This is a genomic window from Kamptonema formosum PCC 6407 (genome assembly GCF_000332155.1).
GTDB classification, from domain to species: domain Bacteria; phylum Cyanobacteriota; class Cyanobacteriia; order Cyanobacteriales; family Microcoleaceae; genus Kamptonema; species Kamptonema formosum.
This window is the reverse complement of sequence record NZ_KB235903.1, coordinates 1,356,856-1,374,331: the sequence shown is the minus strand read 5'-3', so window position 1 is coordinate 1,374,331 and position 17,476 is coordinate 1,356,856. Positions and strand designations below refer to the sequence as shown.

Here is a 17,476-nt window from a genome sequence, read left to right as displayed (position 1 = left end):
ATTTGTCAATGTCCTATTTACAGGTATTGACTTTTTTATATGAAAATTACAATGATTAGTTTTACTCTGCTAGGACTTACGCACCCAACCAAAGAAACCGGGTTTTTTTACGAAAATACTTCGTTCTGCATAGCAGCCTTCTGCCTCCTGCGTGACCCACAGATTCTCTGAAAAAGCCGGTTTCTATGGCCATGAGCGTAAGTCTTGTCTGCTTTAAGTACAAAGTTAAGTACAAAAATATTTAGCAGATTGTTGTTGTCTATTCAGGGTGCGATTAAGGTTATGAAAAAATCTGCTAAATTCACAAAAAATACATCTTGTATAGTTGATTGTCAACATATTTTTGATGAACCCGAAAATCGGCGGAGTTTGACTATTCCTCTAGCTTTTTGTTTGAGTGCAATCTCGTTTTTGCTATTGCCAACTAACAAGATGACTTTGGGCGAGTCACTAATCAATAAAGCTTTTAACGAATTTCCCAATTCTATTTTAGATGTTTCTGCGTCCTATGCAGTTAATGTGGTGAACAAACCTCCAACTGCCATAAAACCGAACCGTAAGACTTCTCTTGCCGAGCGAGTTATCCGCTATATGAAAAGTCAAGGATATCAAGTGTTTACAGGCGAAGGAAATTACAACATTGTGTATATTGAGGGCATGAATCTAGATGGAAAACTAAACAAGAACGAACCGAATAAATTTAATGACTTACGATTAGCGATCGAAGTGATTGATGGTAAGCCTCGGCTCGTAAAAAAGTGGGAAGCAACCACAGAACCCGGAATTTATTACACAGATCATCCTCAAGATGTTATGGGAGCTTTCCGTATCAAGCCGGGTCAATATACAGCTTGGGAAATAGGCTATCATTGGGGAAATGGTGGTGATGCTCAGGAAGCCTTAGTACAGACAAAACAAATCTCAGGATACAGAGATTTGTACAAGACGTACAAGAGAGAAGGTAAAATCTATACTGGCTTATATGATATTAACCAACATCACGGCAATAATTTGCCGCTTGATGATATTGGTTTTTATGGCGCGGGTTGTTTAGTGGGTCGGACAAGTGCGGGACATCAAGAGTTTCTAGAACTTCTTAAAAGCGATATGAGGTATAAAAAAAAGGCTGATTTCGTATTTACTACTACGATAATTTTAGGGAATTCTTTGCAATGAAATCATATCTATAGTAATTCTTACATGACTTACGCACCAACCTCATAAACCGGGTTTTTTTACGAAAATACTTCATTGTTACTTCTACTTTCTGCCTCCTGCCTCCTGCCTCCTGCCTCCTGCCTTCTGCGTGACCCACAGATGCTCTCAAAAACCCGGTTTCTAGAGCTATGAGTGTAAGTCCTATTATTATTGGGCGGCTTTTAGGGTTCGAGGGGAATGGTAATATAGCAGAAGGTACAAGGTCTAAGGGTAGAAACATTATAGTTATCTAGAAGGGCAAAAATGCCTTAATCTATAAAAATAGCAATCAGATTCGTGCCAGCTACCTGGAAACTGCCTCGACACCTATGTTACAAAAACTTATTGCCGACAATAATGCCCGGACTGCGGCGGAGTTAATCGTAGAACAAGTTCAATCTGGCAAGCTGACTACAGCCGAACTCAAAACACAAATTTTCGGGGGACACTGGCGGGAAGCATCCTGGCATGAAGTCCTACGGCTGGTTGCAGGAGGCTTGGATGAACAGGGTGTATCAGAAATTATTGAGTATTTGATTGACCAAAACGGTCAAGAAGAAAGATTTATCAATCTGTTTTTGGCAGCTCAATGTCTGTTAGAAACAAAAAATCGGGATAAAGTAACAGTTGATACTAGATTGCTCAATTCTTTTAAGAGTTTATCTCAGTACGGTACTGGCTTTCTGATTTTATATCAAAGCGCTCAAGAGTTGCAGGAAACTTATCAAGTACGATCGCAGGCAATTAGAGCGATCGCGACTACTTGGAAACACCAATCGGAAACCTATACTTGGCTGTTGAATCTGCTTGAGTCCAACGACACTGGGGAAGTCCGCGCCGCCGCCGCTCAAGAATTGGCACGGGGTTGGTCTCAAGTGGGAGATATGGAGTTCCTGCTCAAAAACTTAGCTCAATCTGATGGCAGTTGGGCCGTGCGATCGGCAGCAGCTCAAGAGTTGGCAAGGGGTTGGCGGGAAGCGACAGGTACATTACCTTTGCTGTTACACCTCGCGGAGTTAGATAGCAGTCCCGCAGTCCGCACTGTAGGGGTGCAGGAATTAGCTAAAAATTGGCCAAATCAAACGAATATCTTGGTTTTACTGAGAAAAATTGCTGAAACTGACGAAAGTTTAACGGTGCGAGTAGCAGCTTGGGAAGCGATCGCCAGGGGGTGGTCGGAGGATGCTGAAACTTTGTCCCAAATCAAAAAACTAACCCAGACAAGCAGTTTAACTCTGCGAATAGTGGCGCTGCGAGAATTGGCGCGGGGTTGGCGAGACGATCGAGATACTTTGTCTTTGCTGAGGGGGTTAGCCCAGTCTGACGAGAGTAAGGAAGTGCGAAAAGCTGCATTAGAAGAGTTGGGGAAGGGTTGGGGGGGCGATCGCGATATTTATCTGTTACTGAAAACCATAGCCGAATCTGAGGCTAATTCCGCAGTCCGAGAAGTGGCTGTACAAGCAATAGCTAGAGGATGGCAAGATTTCCCGGAAACTTGGACTTTTGTGAAAATTGTAGCCGAGAGCGATCGCGACGTAGAAGTACGGGAAATCGCCCTTCAAGAAATAGCAAGAGGTTGGCCGCAAAGTCCAGAAACATTAACCCTATTAAAAACATTAGCTGAATCGGATGATTATTGGATTGTCCAACAAGCGGCCGTCCAAGAGATAGCTAAACTGCGATCTTCACATCCAGAAATCTTCCACTGGCTAAGAAATCTAGCCGAGTCAAATACTCATTTGAACGTGCGAGAAGCTGCACTCAGAGGAATAGCCAGGGGTTGGCCGCAGGAGTCTGAAACCTTGTCTTTCCTCCAAACTTTAGCTGATTCAGAACCCGATTCCTACCTGCGAACTGTACTCGTCCAAGAAATCGCCCAAGGATGGTCAAACCAACCGGAAACTTTAGCTTGGCTGAAATCTCTAGTTCACTCAAATGATGTAGCGCTAAGGCAGACAGCCGTACAAGAACTTGCTTCCAGGTGGCCTGGCGATGCTGAAACCTTGGCTTTGTTGAAGGCCCAGGCTGAGTGCGACGAGAGCCCAAGTGTCAGACAAGCCGCCGTACAAAAATTAGCACGGGGTTGGAAGAATGACTCGGAAACTTTAGCATGGCTCAAAAGTAGAGCAGAAAGCGATCCTGACTCTCATGTGCGAGTAATTGCAGTCTTGGAATTGATGCGGGGGTGGAAAGAAGAACCAGGAATGTTTGAATTTTTGTGCGATCGCGCTATCAATGACCCTTATAACCAGAAAGGTTCTTTCCCTTACAATCCTCGCTTTACAGCTTTGGAGGCAATTATCGAACACTATCCCCATCATCCCGGAGCACTGTCTCTTTTGCAAGCGCGATCGCTCCACGATTCTGACGAACAAGTAAGGGGTTTAGCAAGTCGCAAGCTCAATAATAATTACTAATTACTAATTGCTAATTGCTAATTGCTAATTGCCAAGTAAATCCACCTAATTAAACATAAGATAAGGATGGCTAAAAAGCTGAATGTATAAACATTCTTCCTTCTCTCCTAGATAACTAAATCCTTCTTCCTTCTACTTAATTGCTAATTTCCCATCTCCCCTATCTTCCCCATCTCCCCCATCTCCTCTATCTTCCCCACCCCCCCCATCCCCCCATCTCCCCCATTTCCCTTCTCCCTTCTCCCAAAACAATCCGGCTGCAATTCCCACTTGCGAAAGTATAAATAATCCTGCAATTAACAGCATTTTTATACCTGATGGCTGGGAAAAAGGATAAGTTAGTAAATTGAGATAAAATGAGGGATGCTGCATTTGCCTACTACCACGTTCAGCGCTGATTTGCTGAAAACGGAAAGCACCGCGACCATAATTGAATTGCTGCTGCCAAAATTTACTCAGCGTCAGTTCGTGAGCATGATAAACTACAACTTCAGGAGCATAGATCATACAGTAGCCTCGATCGAGCAAGCGATCGCAAAATTCCCGGTCTTCACCAGCAGCCAGAGGAAAAGTAGTATCAAACCCGCCTATACTTTGAAAATAAGCTGTTGATATGGCAAAATTATTAGAAGCAAAAAATCGCGCTCGATCGGGATTAGCATTATAATAACTATAAAGATAATCGATGAGTTGTTGACTAGCAGTAGAATAAAGATTATCGGGCAAAGCGTTAACAGTTTTACCACCCACTAAACAATCGGGTATAGCCGTAACTCTAATTTCTAAATTTTTCAGCCAATCAGCAGCCGACGTACAATCATCATCAGTAAATACCAAAAACTTACCTTTTGCCGCCATTGCACCCATATTTCGAGCTTTTGCCGGCCCTGAATTTGGTTGTGTTAGTAGTGATATATTCAGCCACTTTTCAAAGGGAATCACATAATTTTCTAGTGGCATTTTACTACCATCATCGACAACAATCACCTCAAAATAATCGCGGGGATAATCAACTTTAACTAACGCCTGAAGACAAATACATAACCGATCGGGACGGTTATAAGTAGGAATAATTACAGAAAATAAAGGTGGTTCTTTATTAAGCATTATTTTGTTAATTGTTAGTGGTTTGTAACGCCGCCCTTTGGGTGGTAATATACCGCCCAGAGAACGGTTTTACCGAGTGCAATTATTTACTTTTCAATCGATATAACACAGACTTTTGACTAACATTTTCACCCCAAACAGATTCCAAATACCCATCATCACTCGTTAACCAAGATACAGTTTTCTTCGTATTTTCATCAAGGGAAGTCAAAGGCCCTAATGCAACTATTTTAACGCCATTTTGCCGCAAATTATCAGCCCATTTAGTACTCTGATTAAATTTTTCTTTCAAGGGAATATATAAAACTTGCCGATTTAGGTTTTTTCCGTAAAAAAGGTAACTGCGGTGACTTAAAAAGAATCCAATTTTTTCACCAGGAAGTGTATTCTTTTCAAGATAGTCATACATTCCTTGATAAATTTCAGTCCGATTTACCTCTCGTTTTTCTCGCCACACCCAAGTTGTACTAGCTATTAACGCTATACAACTACAAATCACAATTGTCTGACTTAAACGCTGAAAGGGAGGTAATAGTGTTGTTAGAAATCTACTCTGAGATAATTGCCAAGTCAGGAGATAAATAAACAATAAATAAATCAAATAAATTCCTACATATTTGCATATATCAATCAGGTTAGGGCCCAGTATTGCGATTACTGTTTTACTAGCTTCTATCGGAGAAGATTTAAACTGGTCAATCAGTTTACTACCCCAAATTATACTATTTCCCGTAAAAGAGGCATTCTTGATAGCATCAAAAATCTCACTGCTAAAAATACCTACAATACTGCTAATTAAAACAGTTAATACAATTAATTTATCTGTAGTTCTGACTAAGGTAGCACTCACGGCTGCGGTGACAGCGATCGTGCTTAAAAATGGAAATCCATATCTTAGATTAAATCCTAACAAAGGGCCTAGCTGACCAACTATTTCGCCTCCAGTACCAGAACTAAATGGTGTAATAAAATACAAAAAACCTGTGCCAACAAGTAAAATAATCAAAGAAACAAATTTCTCATTTATTGGGGGTATTCGCTTCTTAAAGCTGGCGAAAACTAGCCATGCTAATATCTGGCATGACATGGCGATGAATGGCAACTGCAATCTAGCAATTATTTGGGAGATAAAAATTTGCCAATTAGATATTTTTGTGATGTCAAATTGATTCAATAAAGTGCTTTTCCAAATCTTTAAATATTCGGGTGATTCTAAATTTTTCGGCGGTGGAGATACAGGCAGACTTGGCGAAAGTACAGTAAAATTCTGAATTGGATGATTGATGTGCAGAAGGTTTCGCACATACCAAAATCCTCCTAGAAACAATAATAGGGCTATTCCTAAGAATAGTAGGGGTGATTTTAGCTGAAAATTAAATTGTGTATTTTTGGGTCTTAACCAGATTTTTTTAAGTTCTAATATTGCCAATCCCCCCAAAATAAAAGCCCCATAAATAATGGCGGTGATTTTAATGCCTGTAAACAGTCCCAAGGCAGCCAAAAATAGAGCAAAATCAGATATAATTCTGCGGCTATAATAAGATAAGCCAAAATATAGACTTACAGTAAACAATGCAGACAATGGTAAATCTATATGAATAGTATTAACCTGGTTAATCATCATCGGCACAGTCAACAATAAAGATGAAGCTGCCATGCTATTGATGCGACTTGCACCAAAATAAATGCTCAAAAGATAGACGGAAATTCCCTGGATTATCCAAGCAATTAGCTGAGGAAAAGCTACGAGGAAATCTTCGCCAAAAGGGAGAACGGATAGAAAATTTAAAATGTGCCAATTATAAGGGTAAACTATGGCATCTTGGTGATCGAAGATCCAATTTCCTGTTGAGTCTAATAAAGTTAAAGCACCTGTTTGGTACCAGCGAGAGATGGCGGGTAAGTGAAACCACAAAGAATCGTAGTTAGTGATTGGCTTGGTTGCTATTATCAACAAGAGAACCAGCGCCACAGCAGCCGCAGAACTAATAATTAGTAGTTCAATTTTATTGAGTGGTTGTTTGAGCTTTGGTAGCTTTGCAAGCACAAATGAAAAAGTATATTTTTTTAAATAAATCAGACAAAAACCGATAATAGAAATAATAAGTTCTGTAAAAATAACTGGAGTTAGAGTTAGTTTTTCAAAGGTTCCTAAAATTAGACCTAGACTAACTTGAATAATACTCCATGCTGTTAATATTACTAATAAAAAATGGGGTAAGGAAGATTTAATATTGTCGGTTTGATTAATCAGAGCAAAACATAAACATAAAGGCAATGGCCCCAATAAAATCACTAGAAATAATATTAACTCCCACAGATGTTGTAGTATTACCATGATTCCTCAAAGCAGAAGGCAGAAGGCAGAAGACAGAAAATATATAAAGGCAGAATAATTTAGTTATCTATAAAGTTATTTATAAGGGCAGAATTTATCAAAAAAAAGACTTATATATATTTTTTTTACTGGTTTTAACAGTTAACAGTTAACAGTTAACTGTGGGGAACTAGGTAATTGCTAATCGGCAATTAGTAATCTGCAATTACCTATTACCAATTACCAATTAGCCATTCCTCGTTATCAGTTTATCGCTCGCGGGCGGCGGCGGCTTCATCTGGGTGAATGTTCAAGCGCGTTAAATTAATCCGGCCTTTGTTGTCAATCTCCCGCACTTTCACGATCACTTCATCGGCAACAGCCAACTCATCTTCGACTTTACCTACGCGGTAATCCGCTAATTGGGAAATATGAATCATTCCCTCTTTTCCAGGTAAAATCTCGACAAAAGCACCGATCGGAATAATCCTGGTGACGCGACCAACGTAGACATCTCCAGCATTTAGCTTGCGCGTCATGCCTTGGATAATATTGTAGGCGCGAGCGGCTCTTTCACTATCGTTACCTGCGATCGTTACAGTGCCGTCGTCGTCAATGTCAATTTTTACGCCTGTTTCTTCGGTGATGGCTTTAATGGTTTTACCACCTGGGCCGATAACTAAACCGATGAATTCGGGTTCAATCTTCAGCGTCAGCAGGCGAGGCGCGAAGGGTGACATCGTTGTGCGCGGTTTGTCAATGGTAGAGAGCATTTTCTCTAAAATGTGCAGCCGCGCGGGTTTGGCTTTGTGGATGGCTTCTGCGATTACCTGTAAGGGTAAACCAGATATTTTCATGTCCATCTGCAAAGCTGTAATCCCGGTATCGGTGCCCGCTACTTTAAAGTCCATGTCGCCTAAGAAGTCTTCAATCCCCTGAATGTCTGTGAGGATGCGGACTTCATCGCCTTCTTTAATTAATCCCATCGCCGCGCCGCTTACAGGTTGGATCAGGGGAACGCCTGCGTCCATTAATGCTAGCGTCGAGGCGCAAACGGAACCCATTGAGGTGGAACCGTTGGAGGAAAGGACTTCTGAAACTACCCGGATTACATAGGGGAAATCTGCTTGCGGAGGCAATACGGGGAGGATTGCCCGTTCTGCTAGGGCTCCGTGACCGATTTCCCGTCGTCCGGGCGATCGCATCGGTCTGGTTTCTCCGACAGAGTAAGGGGGGAAGTTATAGTGATGCAAATAGCGCTTTTCGTCTTGGGGGTGTAAGTCATCTCCCAAGTCCTGGGCATCTCCCGGAGTTCCGAGAGTGACAGCAGACATCACTTGAGTTAAGCCGCGATTAAACAGCGAACTCCCGTGAACTCGTGAGGGCAATACGCTGACGCGACAGGACACTGGGCGCACTTCGTCTAGCTTGCGGCCGTCCACGCGCACGCCGTCTTCGACGATTTGGCGGCGCATCAGCTTTTTGGTGACATCTTTGAAGACATTAGCGATCGCTTTGCTATCAACACCTGCGGCTACGCGCACGGGATCGTCTTCGGCAAGTTCTGCGATCGCAGCTACCACCGCTGCTGCCTTCACCTCATCTAAGGCGGTATCGCGAGCTTTTTTATCTAACTCAAATTGAGATAGAATTTGTTTGATCGGAGCTTCGGCGCGATCGCGGATAAAATTCTCCAGCGTCGGGTCTGTTTCCGGCCTCTCCTCCCGTATCAACTCAATCCCCAACTCCGCCATGATTTCCCGCTGAGCCTGAATCAAATCAGACGCAGCCTCGTAACCAAAATCAATGGCCTCAATAATATCCCGCTCTGGTAACTGGTTAGCACCCGCTTCCACCATGATCACCCCGTCGGGGGAACCCGCTACCACCAGATCCAATTCACCCGTCTTAATCTCCTTATAGGTTGGGTTGATAATAAAATCATCACCCACCAAACCTACGCGCACCGCCGCCATCGGGCCGTAAAACGGCATCTTTGCCAGCAGCACCGCCACTGAAGCCCCCGTCACCGCCAGCACATCCGGCGGCACTTCCTCGTCCATCGAGAGCGTTGTAGCCACAACCTGAATGTCGTCCCGCAACCAGCTTGGAAACAGCGGCCGCAGCGGACGGTCAATCAAACGACCCGTGAGAGTTACTTTTTCTGGCGGACGACCTTCCCGCCGCAAAAAACCACCCGGAATTTTACCTCCGGCATATAATCTCTCTTCGTAATCTACCAGCAGGGGCAAGAAATCAATCCCTTCTCGACCCTGTGCGCGGGTAGCTGTGACTAAAACCGAGGTGTCTCCCGACTGGATCAAAACAGCACCTCCTGCCTGCGGTGCTAGTAAGCCAATCTTCAGCCTAATATCCCGTCCATCAAAGGATATTGACCTGTCTATATCTACCATGTAGTCGTCTTTCCTTTATCTACCACAGTTCTTTCTCTGTGGCAATCGTAACATTAGAACAGCTAGAGTGCGAGAGGGAATTAAAAATTAAAAATTAAAAATTAAAAATTAATACCGTAACGCCGCAGGAAATTAAAAATTAAAAATTAAAAATTAAAAGTTAATGCCGTAACACCGCTCTCTGGGCGGCGCTACGCGATCGGTGCGTAAGTCCTAAGATGATATTATGAGCTTACTACTTACAATAATTGAATCAATAGCACTAAATATAGATAGCTCTTCCAAATAATCGGAGAGTATAAGGATAAAATAAATGGCAATTTTACACGGTACTTGGCTACTAGAGCGCGGCGGTTATTTATTTATTTGGGGAGAAACTTGGCGGAGAATTACCCCAAGCTCTACCCCTGAAACTAGCGAATATTTGCACAATCCATATACAATGGGGGAAGCAGAATTAAATAATTTCTTAATATCGTTACACCAATCAAAAAAACTAAATCGGCTCTTACCAGAAATCGACGAAAAGCCACAAAAAAATCACCCGGAAACCCAAAAGCAAAAAAAAGGTAAGTCGAAGACATCCCAGAAAATTAAAGACCCAGAAATTACCACCTCAAAATTATCAAATCGGTGGGAAAATCGCGCGATCGCACTCCCCACCCAGATATTAGCATCCACTGAAAATCTCATCCCCCTGCATTCCGCAACCACATCTTTAGAAAGTACAGAAACAGAATCGCAGTACCTTTACCCCTGGCAAATAGAAGGATTCTATCTTCATCCCCTAGAAGCATTTACCTTCTTACAAGCACTCCCCCTTGGTGCAGATGCAGAATCTTTTGTCGGCTCGGACTTACGTTTTTGGTCGCACGTCAGTAGATGGAGTTTAGATTTACTAGCTAGAGGTAAATTCTTACCAGCATTAGAAAGCTTAAACGGTTCTAAAATAGCAATTTGGCAGCCCTTACTCGACAGCGAAACAGATCGAATTCGCCTCGCAAATTTTGCCAAACAAATGCCAACTGCTTGCCGTACTTACCAGAAGGAAGAAGGAAGAAGGAAGAAGGAAGAAGGAAGAGGGGACAACCAAGAAGAAATTTACCAATCACCAATTACCAATTACCAATTACCAAAATCAATAGATTTGCCACCAACTTCTCAAGAATTGCTGAAAGGCTTTTTGAGCAGAATCATCGATACTCAAGTGCGAATATCCTGCCATGAAAATTTAGAAATCGCAGCAATAAACCCTGTACGCGGATGGCTAAAAGCCTTAAAACAAGAGTCCAATATTGTAGAATTAGAACCAGATAACTTAGAACGTTTAGAAAATGCGATCGCCGCTTGGAAATCCCCACTTTTAGCCCTCGCAGAACAAAATCAATTTCGCACTGGATTTCACCTAATTCCACCCTCATCAGGCAAAAGAGACTGGACTTTAAATTACTGTCTGCAAGCAGCCGATGACCCACAATTTTTAGTAGATGCAACAACTATCTGGAATCACCCAGTAGAGCGTTTAAATTATCGAGGAAGGACATTAGAATTTCCTCAAGAAAACCTCCTAAGTGGCTTGGGTTTAGCTTCAAAACTTTATCCCTTAATCGAACCAACATTACAACAGCAAAGCCCTCAATATTGTCACCTTAACCCGCTGCAAGCTTACGAATTTATCAAGTCATTTGCGTGGCGATTTACTGACACCGGATTAGGTGTAATTTTGCCGCCGAGTTTAACGAATAGGGAAGGATGGGCAAGTCGTTTAGGATTAAGTATTCAAGCAGAAACGCCGACTACCTCATTAAAAACTGCTGACAACCGGATAGGCTTACAAAGCCTACTAAATTTCAAGTGGAAATTAACCATCGGCGGACAACAAATTTCCAAAGCAGAATTTGACAGACTAATCGCTCTTAATTCGCCTTTAGTAGAAATAAACGGCGAGTGGGTAGAATTACGAGCTCCCGATGTCAAAGCTGCTCAAGCTTTTTTTGCCAGTCGCAAAGATCAAATGACACTTTCTTTAGAAGATGCTTTGCGTTTAGCTTCCGGCGACACTCAGACAATAGAAAAACTTCCAGTAGTTAGCTTTGAAGCCACAGGTCAACTTCAGGAATTACTCAATACTCTCAGTAACAATGAATCAGTAAATGCCATCAATCCTAAGAGTTTTCAGGGAGAATTGCGCCCATATCAAGCACGAGGAGTTGGCTGGTTATCTTTCTTAGAAAAATGGGGGTTGGGGGCTTGTTTAGCGGACGATATGGGGATGGGAAAAACCGCAGAGCTCATCGCTTTTCTGCTGCACCTGCAAGAACAAGAATTACTAGAAAGTCCTACCTTACTCGTTTGTCCGACCTCAGTATTAGGCAACTGGGAGCGTGAAGTCAAGAAATTCGGGCCTAGCCTGAAAGTTTTACAACATTACGGCAATAAACGACCTAAAGGTAAAGCCTTTGCTACTGCAATTAAAGGCAAGGATTTGATAATTACCAGCTATCCGCTAGTTTACCGAGATGCGAAAGAACTTCAGAGCATTAAATGGCAAGGTGTAGTCTTAGATGAAGCTCAAAATATTAAGAACTCAGAGGCAAAACAATCGCAAGCAGTGCGACAGATAGAAGCTTCATTTAAAATTGCTCTAACGGGTACACCCGTAGAGAATAGACTGCAAGAATTGTGGTCAATCTTAGAGTTTCTTAATCCTGGTTATTTAGGACAGCGTAATTTCTTCCAGAGACGATTTGCAATACCGATTGAGAAATATGGGGATAAAGACTCTTTACAGACTTTGCGCTCCCTTGTTCAACCCTTTATTTTGCGTCGCCTTAAAACGGACAAAACCATTATCCAAGACTTGCCAGAAAAACAAGAAATGACAGTATTTTGTCCTCTGTCACTTGACCAAGCTGACATTTATCAAAAAGTTGTTGAAGAGTCATTAGCAGCTATTGAATCTGCTGATGGCATCCAGCGGCGAGGAATGATACTTGCCTTGCTAGTTAAGCTCAAGCAAATCTGTAACTATCCAATTTTATCGAAGGAAGAAGGGAAGAGTAAAAAATTAGAAATTAACTCTCAAGAATCAGGAAAGTTACAGCGACTTGATGAAATGTTAGAAGAGGTTTTATCAGCCGAAGACCGGGCCTTAATCTTTACCCAATTTGCCGAATGGGGACATCTACTCAAAGCCCATTTAGAAAAACACTTAGGTAGAGAAATATTATTCCTATATGGTGGCACTCGCCAACAGCAACGAGAAGAAATGATCGACCGTTTCCAGCATGACCCTCAAGGGCCCCCGATTATGATTTTATCCTTAAAAGCTGGCGGTACTGGTCTGAACTTAACGCGAGCTACCCACGTTTTCCACTATGACAGATGGTGGAATCCAGCAGTAGAAAATCAGGCAACAGACCGCGTTTTTCGTATCGGTCAAACGCGCAATGTGCAAGTACATAAATTCGTTTGCACGGGTACTTTAGAAGAGAAAATTCATGACATGATAGAAAGTAAAAAAGCTCTAGCTGAGCAAGTAGTTGGCGGTGGCGAAAATTGGCTTACAGAACTTGATACAGACCAATTACGTAATTTACTAATACTAGACCGCAATGCTATCATTGAAGAAGAAGGAGAGTAATATAGCAAGCTTAAATCATTCATACAGATTTGTAGGGGTAGTGCCCCCGTGCCTACCCCCGTAGGCGTAGCCAGCCGCAGGCATTGATACGGGCAACCACAGGGGAATTGCCCCTACATTGATTGTACAACTTTAAATTCAAAAACTAAAACCTAAAATACCTATGAGCGACAAACAATGGTGGACAGAACAATGGCTTGATTTGATCAATTCCTATCGTTTTAAAAAGCGTTTAGAACGAGGCTGGAAGTATGCAAGAGAGGGTAACGTTCTGAGCATTGAGTTTCAAGGTCAAAAGGTAATTGCCCAAGTTAGAGGCACAGAACCAGAACCATATCAAATTTCTCTTTGGCTAGATACTTTCAGCGACGAAGATTGGGGTTATATCACTGAAAATATGGCTCAAAGAGCAGTTTTTTCTGCCAAACTATTAGCAGGAGAAATGCCCCAAAATATTGAAGATGTATTTGCCGTTGCTGGTAAGAGACTATTTCCCTTTAACTTGTCCGATGTTCATTCCCAATGTAGTTGTCCCGATAAAGCCAATCCTTGTAAACACATTAGTGCAGTTTACTACTTGTTAGGAGAACGCTTCAGCGAAGACCCATTTGTACTCTTTCAACTCCGAGGACGAACCAAAGAACAAATTTTGACAAAACTGCGACAATTGCGAGGAAAAGGAGAGGAAAACAGTGCTAAAGTTGACTCAGAGGAAAATTCCACGATTACCAATTACCAATTACCAATTACCAATTACCAATTACCAAAAGTTTACCAGTTTTGGGAATATAACCAAAAGCTAGAATCATCTCTAGTAGTAATAGTACCGCCGCCAGCCAGCGAAACAGTTTTAGATATTTTAGGGCCACTAATTCTAGCAACTGATGGAGATAAAAGTAACAAATCAACTTCTCCAATGGAGGCCGCTATGCAGTATTTACGTAAAGTTTACCAGGATGTTAGCCAGCAAGCAGTGCTAACAGCATTAAACCGAGGCGAAACAGATTAATCCCCGATCACCAGTTTTTTATAACTTCAATTAATTGATGGGGGTGTTCGATCAAAAAATCAGGTTTATGTTCTGCCAAAGCTGCTTTTGCATTAAATCCCCAACTCACAGCAATTATTTTAATTTTAGCTTTTTTAGCCGCCTCTATATCCCTCGTTTCATCTCCTACATAAACAACCTCTTCTGGCTTGACAGCAGCTTGCTTTAGCCAATTGTTAATCACTTTGTGTTTGCCAAATAGCGTCGTTCCCGTGTAAATAAAATCAAATATTTCTTCCAACCCGTTTCTCTCCATCAATGCTAAAACATTTTCTTTAGAGTTAGAAGTAATAATCCCCAGTTGATTACCTTGATTTTTTAACTCTAGTAGAGCTTCTTTAATTCCGGGAAACAATCTAATTTCTTGAATTTCATTTCTCAACTCTTTTCTTACTCTTCTCACTAGAAATGGCAGTTTAAACATAGAAATCCCTGAATGCTTGATAATTTCCCAAGAATTTAAGTTTCTAATTTCTGCAAGTTCGTCTTTAGTAGCGGGTTTATAACCAAATTCCACAGATAAGCGGTTAGTAATAGTCACAATCGCATTTAAGGTATCAGCCAAAGTACCGTCAAAATCAAAAATAATTACTTTAGTCATTTTTAATTGTTAGTAGTTATTTGTTAGTTGTTAGTTGTTGACTTGTAGGGTGGGCGCTCGCCGACAACCACCTATTGCTATGAAAAAAATCGCTTTCTGACGAACACCCACCTTACCTTTAGTTAGCAATTAGCAATTAGCAATTAGCAATTAGCAATTAGCCATTAGCCATTAGCAATAAGCAACTAACTAATTATTAATCATTTAATTCACTTTTATTCCTTTCCTGGTTCAACCTAGCATTTCTTCGCCACATCTCTGGCTTAATCCGCCGCAAAGCCGAAGCAGTAAACCTCCGATTCCATTCATCATCTGATATTTCCGCTAGTTCTGTGAGAGTCGGCGCTATATTTTCAGGATAAGGCTGAAACTCCACCATATCCGTTTCCTTAGCAAAACGTTGATTCCAAGGGCAAACATCTTGACAAATATCACAACCTGCAACCCAATTCTGTAAATGAGAAGTAATGGCATCAGGCAACTTCTCATCTCGATTCTCAATCGTATGATAAGCAATACACCGATTAGCATCCACCACAAAAGACTGAGTAATTGCCCCAGTAGGACAAGCATCAATACAGCGAGTACAAGTGCCACAATGTTCGGCGTGAGGAGTATCAGGCATTAACTCCAAATTCGTTAATACTTCCCCCAAAAATATCCAAGAACCATACTCCCGCGAAATTACATTGCCATTCTTCGCAATCCACCCAATACCGGCCCGCTCGGCCCAAACTTTATCTTGTACTGGCCCAGTATCTGCATAATATCGCGCTTCAATTCCCTCACCTTGCGATCGCAGCCAGTTAGTTAACACCTTCAGCTTTTTGTGCATCACCTTGTGGTAATCCCGCCCCCAACCATAGCGAGAAATTTTCGCATATTCTGACCCTTGTGGGCGCTGGTGAGGAGTATAGTAATTGAGGGCAATACATATTAATGACTGTACCTCTGGCATCACTAGACGAATATCCTGGCGCTTTGGATTAGCCATCCATGCCATATCTGCTTGATATCCAGCCTTCAACCAACCCTGCAACCTTTCTACCTCTGAATAAGGGGCATCATCTGCCTGCGCTATCCCCACCTTGTGGAATCCCAATTCTAAAGCTTTCTGCTTAATCTGAGTGCTGGTAATTGGGGATTTCATTGGATGCCTCTCAAGGTTTCAGAAATCTTTCCCAGTTATGGCTTTAGTTTTTTCTGGGATTATCTCTTGATATTTTAGCGCTTATATGATATGGGCGATTATTTAGGATGAGATAAATAACGCAAACTTATAATCTTAATTTTAAAACTACTGAATTTGCAAAGTATGTTGACAAAATGTAATAAATCGTTACATAGTGTAAACAAGGAGAAGAGATTCACGAAGCCCAGATACTGGATTCGCAACTTAACAACAAAAATCTCTATTTACATATGCCGTTTACTATTGAGACCGCTCAGGGTATTTTCTCTAACACTCAGGTTGCGAGTGCTGTCCCAGACACGATCGCCAAGTTTGCCCAGCTCAGCGCTGAAGATCAACTAGCATTACTCTGGTTTGCCTACACCGAAATGGGGATCACAATTACTCCTGCTGCCCCAGGAGCCGCCAGCATGGTCATCGCCGATGGTTTGCTAGCCCAAATTAAGCAGATGCCTCCTTTGGCTCAAACACAGGTCATGTGCGATTTAGCTAACCGTGTTGACACTCCTCTTAACCGTTCCTATGCTTCCTTCAGCATGAACATTAAATTGGGCTTCTGGTATCAGTTAGGAGAATGGATGGCTCAGGGACTCGTAGCTCCGATCCCACCTGGTTATAAGCTTTCTTCTAATGCCTCAGCAGTGCTGCAAACAATCCGGCAACTTGATGGTGGTCAGCAAATCACCGTGCTGCGTAATGCTGTAGTCAACATGGGCTTCGATCCGAATGCTCCTGGCAGCTATGCTAAAGTTGCAGATCCCGTAGTGCCCCCAACTGAGATCGCGCAACGGACTCAAGTCACGATCGAAGGCGTTACAAACCCGACAGTACTTGGCTACATTAACAACATGAACGCCTTTGACTTTGAGGCTGCTGTTGGTCTATTTGCTCCCAAGGGTGCTCTACAACCACCTTTCCAGAAGCCGATCGTCGGTCAAGAGGCAATTTTGGCCTATATGCGCGAAGAGTGTGTTGGCTTGAAAATGATGCCAGAGCGCGGCGTATCTGAGGTTGTCGATGGCTACACGCAGATTAAAGTGACAGGAAAAGTTCAAACTCCTTGGTTTGGCGCGAGTGTTGGTATGAACATTGCTTGGCGGTTTTTAATAGATCCTCAAGGCAAGATTTTCTTTGTGGCGATCGACTTGCTCGCATCTCCTCAAGAGTTACTTAACTTGATGGCTAAGTAAAGCAAAAGGCTAAGAACTTTCTCTGATTATAGAGTTTAAGTTTCCACTGTTAGCATATTTTAAACTACCTGGATTCTTCTATGAAACCAGGTTTTTTATCGGGACTTAGACAGGGCTAGAGATCGTCTGGTAAGAGAAAAGCTTGGCCCTTGTAACTACTAAGTAGTTGGACAAAAATAAATGATGTCATTGCGAGCAAAGCGAAGCAATCCCAAACCCCTGCGATTGCTTCGCTTCGCTCGCAATGACATGGCTGCGTTTATTTATGTCCGACTACTTAATCTACCTAGAGAGGGTGGTAGTGAATACGTAAATCCTGTAAAACTCAAATAACTAAATTATCGAGACTT

General features: G+C 42.1%; 10 protein-coding genes. 5 read left to right on the top strand and 5 right to left on the bottom strand.

Going from position 1 to position 17,476, the window contains the following annotated elements; translation table 11 throughout:
* Positions 1–282: 282 nt before the first annotated feature.
* Both OSCIL6407_RS0110895 and OSCIL6407_RS0110890 read left to right on the top strand, forming a co-directional pair.
* Positions 283–1,176 (top strand): hypothetical protein, encoded by an 894-nt coding sequence (locus tag OSCIL6407_RS0110895; RefSeq protein ID WP_007357328.1) that lies wholly within the window; start codon positions 283–285, stop codon positions 1,174–1,176.
* 350 nt (positions 1,177–1,526) lie between these two features.
* On the top strand, positions 1,527–3,614 hold the full coding sequence (locus OSCIL6407_RS0110890; RefSeq protein ID WP_007357329.1) for a HEAT repeat domain-containing protein: 2,088 nt from the start codon (positions 1,527–1,529) through the stop codon (positions 3,612–3,614).
* Between the two features lie 132 nt (positions 3,615–3,746).
* On the opposite strand, the gene OSCIL6407_RS0110885 is transcribed toward OSCIL6407_RS0110890, so the two are convergent.
* The 3 genes from OSCIL6407_RS0110885 to OSCIL6407_RS0110875 form a co-directional block, all read right to left on the bottom strand.
* Entirely contained in the window at positions 3,747–4,721 is a 975-nt protein-coding gene (locus OSCIL6407_RS0110885) for a glycosyltransferase (RefSeq protein WP_007357330.1), read from the bottom strand.
* A gap of 82 nt (positions 4,722–4,803) precedes the next feature.
* On the bottom strand, positions 4,804–7,059 hold the full coding sequence (locus OSCIL6407_RS0110880; protein WP_007357331.1) for a glycosyltransferase family protein: 2,256 nt from the start codon (positions 7,057–7,059) through the stop codon (positions 4,804–4,806).
* A gap of 248 nt (positions 7,060–7,307) precedes the next feature.
* Positions 7,308–9,452: a polyribonucleotide nucleotidyltransferase gene (locus tag OSCIL6407_RS0110875; RefSeq protein WP_007357332.1), complete on the bottom strand. Its 2,145-nt coding sequence runs from the start codon at positions 9,450–9,452 to the stop codon at positions 7,308–7,310.
* A gap of 313 nt (positions 9,453–9,765) precedes the next feature.
* On the opposite strand from OSCIL6407_RS0110875, the gene OSCIL6407_RS0110870 reads away from it, so the two are divergent.
* Positions 9,766–13,095 carry a DEAD/DEAH box helicase gene (locus OSCIL6407_RS0110870; RefSeq protein WP_007357333.1) on the top strand — a complete coding sequence of 1,110 codons (3,330 nt, stop codon included), beginning with the start codon at positions 9,766–9,768 and terminating at the stop codon, positions 13,093–13,095.
* Between the two features lie 163 nt (positions 13,096–13,258).
* Positions 13,259–14,104, top strand: a complete 846-nt coding sequence (locus tag OSCIL6407_RS0110865; protein WP_007357334.1) for an SWIM zinc finger family protein — start codon at positions 13,259–13,261, stop codon at positions 14,102–14,104.
* 7 nt (positions 14,105–14,111) lie between these two features.
* Here OSCIL6407_RS0110865 and OSCIL6407_RS0110860 read toward each other — a convergent pair whose 3' ends face one another.
* Together OSCIL6407_RS0110860 and queG are read right to left on the bottom strand one after the other, a co-directional pair.
* The gene (locus OSCIL6407_RS0110860; protein ID WP_007357335.1) at positions 14,112–14,744 is read right to left on the bottom strand and encodes an HAD-IA family hydrolase; all 633 of its coding nucleotides are present in this window, start codon (positions 14,742–14,744) and stop codon (positions 14,112–14,114) included.
* Positions 14,745–14,940: 196 nt separating this feature from the next.
* Complete coding sequence (gene queG, locus OSCIL6407_RS0110855; protein ID WP_007357336.1) at positions 14,941–15,894, bottom strand: tRNA epoxyqueuosine(34) reductase QueG; 954 nt, start codon at positions 15,892–15,894, stop codon at positions 14,941–14,943.
* Positions 15,895–16,166: 272 nt separating this feature from the next.
* Here queG and OSCIL6407_RS0110850 point away from each other — a divergent pair, with 272 nt between their 5' ends.
* Positions 16,167–17,126: an orange carotenoid protein N-terminal domain-containing protein gene (locus OSCIL6407_RS0110850; protein WP_007357337.1), complete on the top strand. Its 960-nt coding sequence runs from the start codon at positions 16,167–16,169 to the stop codon at positions 17,124–17,126.
* Positions 17,127–17,476: the final 350 nt, after the last annotated feature.

What these genes read in the sequence shown, in the direction of transcription:
- OSCIL6407_RS0110895 (WP_007357328.1), top strand. Translation starts at nt 283, where the DNA reads ATGAAAAAATCTGCTAAATTCACAAAAAATACATCTTGTATAGTTGAT.
- OSCIL6407_RS0110885 (WP_007357330.1), bottom strand. Translation starts at nt 4,721, where the DNA reads ATGCTTAATAAAGAACCACCTTTATTTTCTGTAATTATTCCTACTTAT.
- OSCIL6407_RS0110890 (WP_007357329.1), top strand. Translation starts at nt 1,527, where the DNA reads ATGTTACAAAAACTTATTGCCGACAATAATGCCCGGACTGCGGCGGAG.
- OSCIL6407_RS0110860 (WP_007357335.1), bottom strand. Translation starts at nt 14,744, where the DNA reads ATGACTAAAGTAATTATTTTTGATTTTGACGGTACTTTGGCTGATACC.
- queG (WP_007357336.1), bottom strand. Translation starts at nt 15,894, where the DNA reads ATGAAATCCCCAATTACCAGCACTCAGATTAAGCAGAAAGCTTTAGAA.
- OSCIL6407_RS0110850 (WP_007357337.1), top strand. Translation starts at nt 16,167, where the DNA reads ATGCCGTTTACTATTGAGACCGCTCAGGGTATTTTCTCTAACACTCAG.
- OSCIL6407_RS0110865 (WP_007357334.1), top strand. Translation starts at nt 13,259, where the DNA reads ATGAGCGACAAACAATGGTGGACAGAACAATGGCTTGATTTGATCAAT.
- OSCIL6407_RS0110875 (WP_007357332.1), bottom strand. Translation starts at nt 9,452, where the DNA reads ATGGTAGATATAGACAGGTCAATATCCTTTGATGGACGGGATATTAGG.
- OSCIL6407_RS0110870 (WP_007357333.1), top strand. Translation starts at nt 9,766, where the DNA reads ATGGCAATTTTACACGGTACTTGGCTACTAGAGCGCGGCGGTTATTTA.
- OSCIL6407_RS0110880 (WP_007357331.1), bottom strand. Translation starts at nt 7,059, where the DNA reads ATGGTAATACTACAACATCTGTGGGAGTTAATATTATTTCTAGTGATT.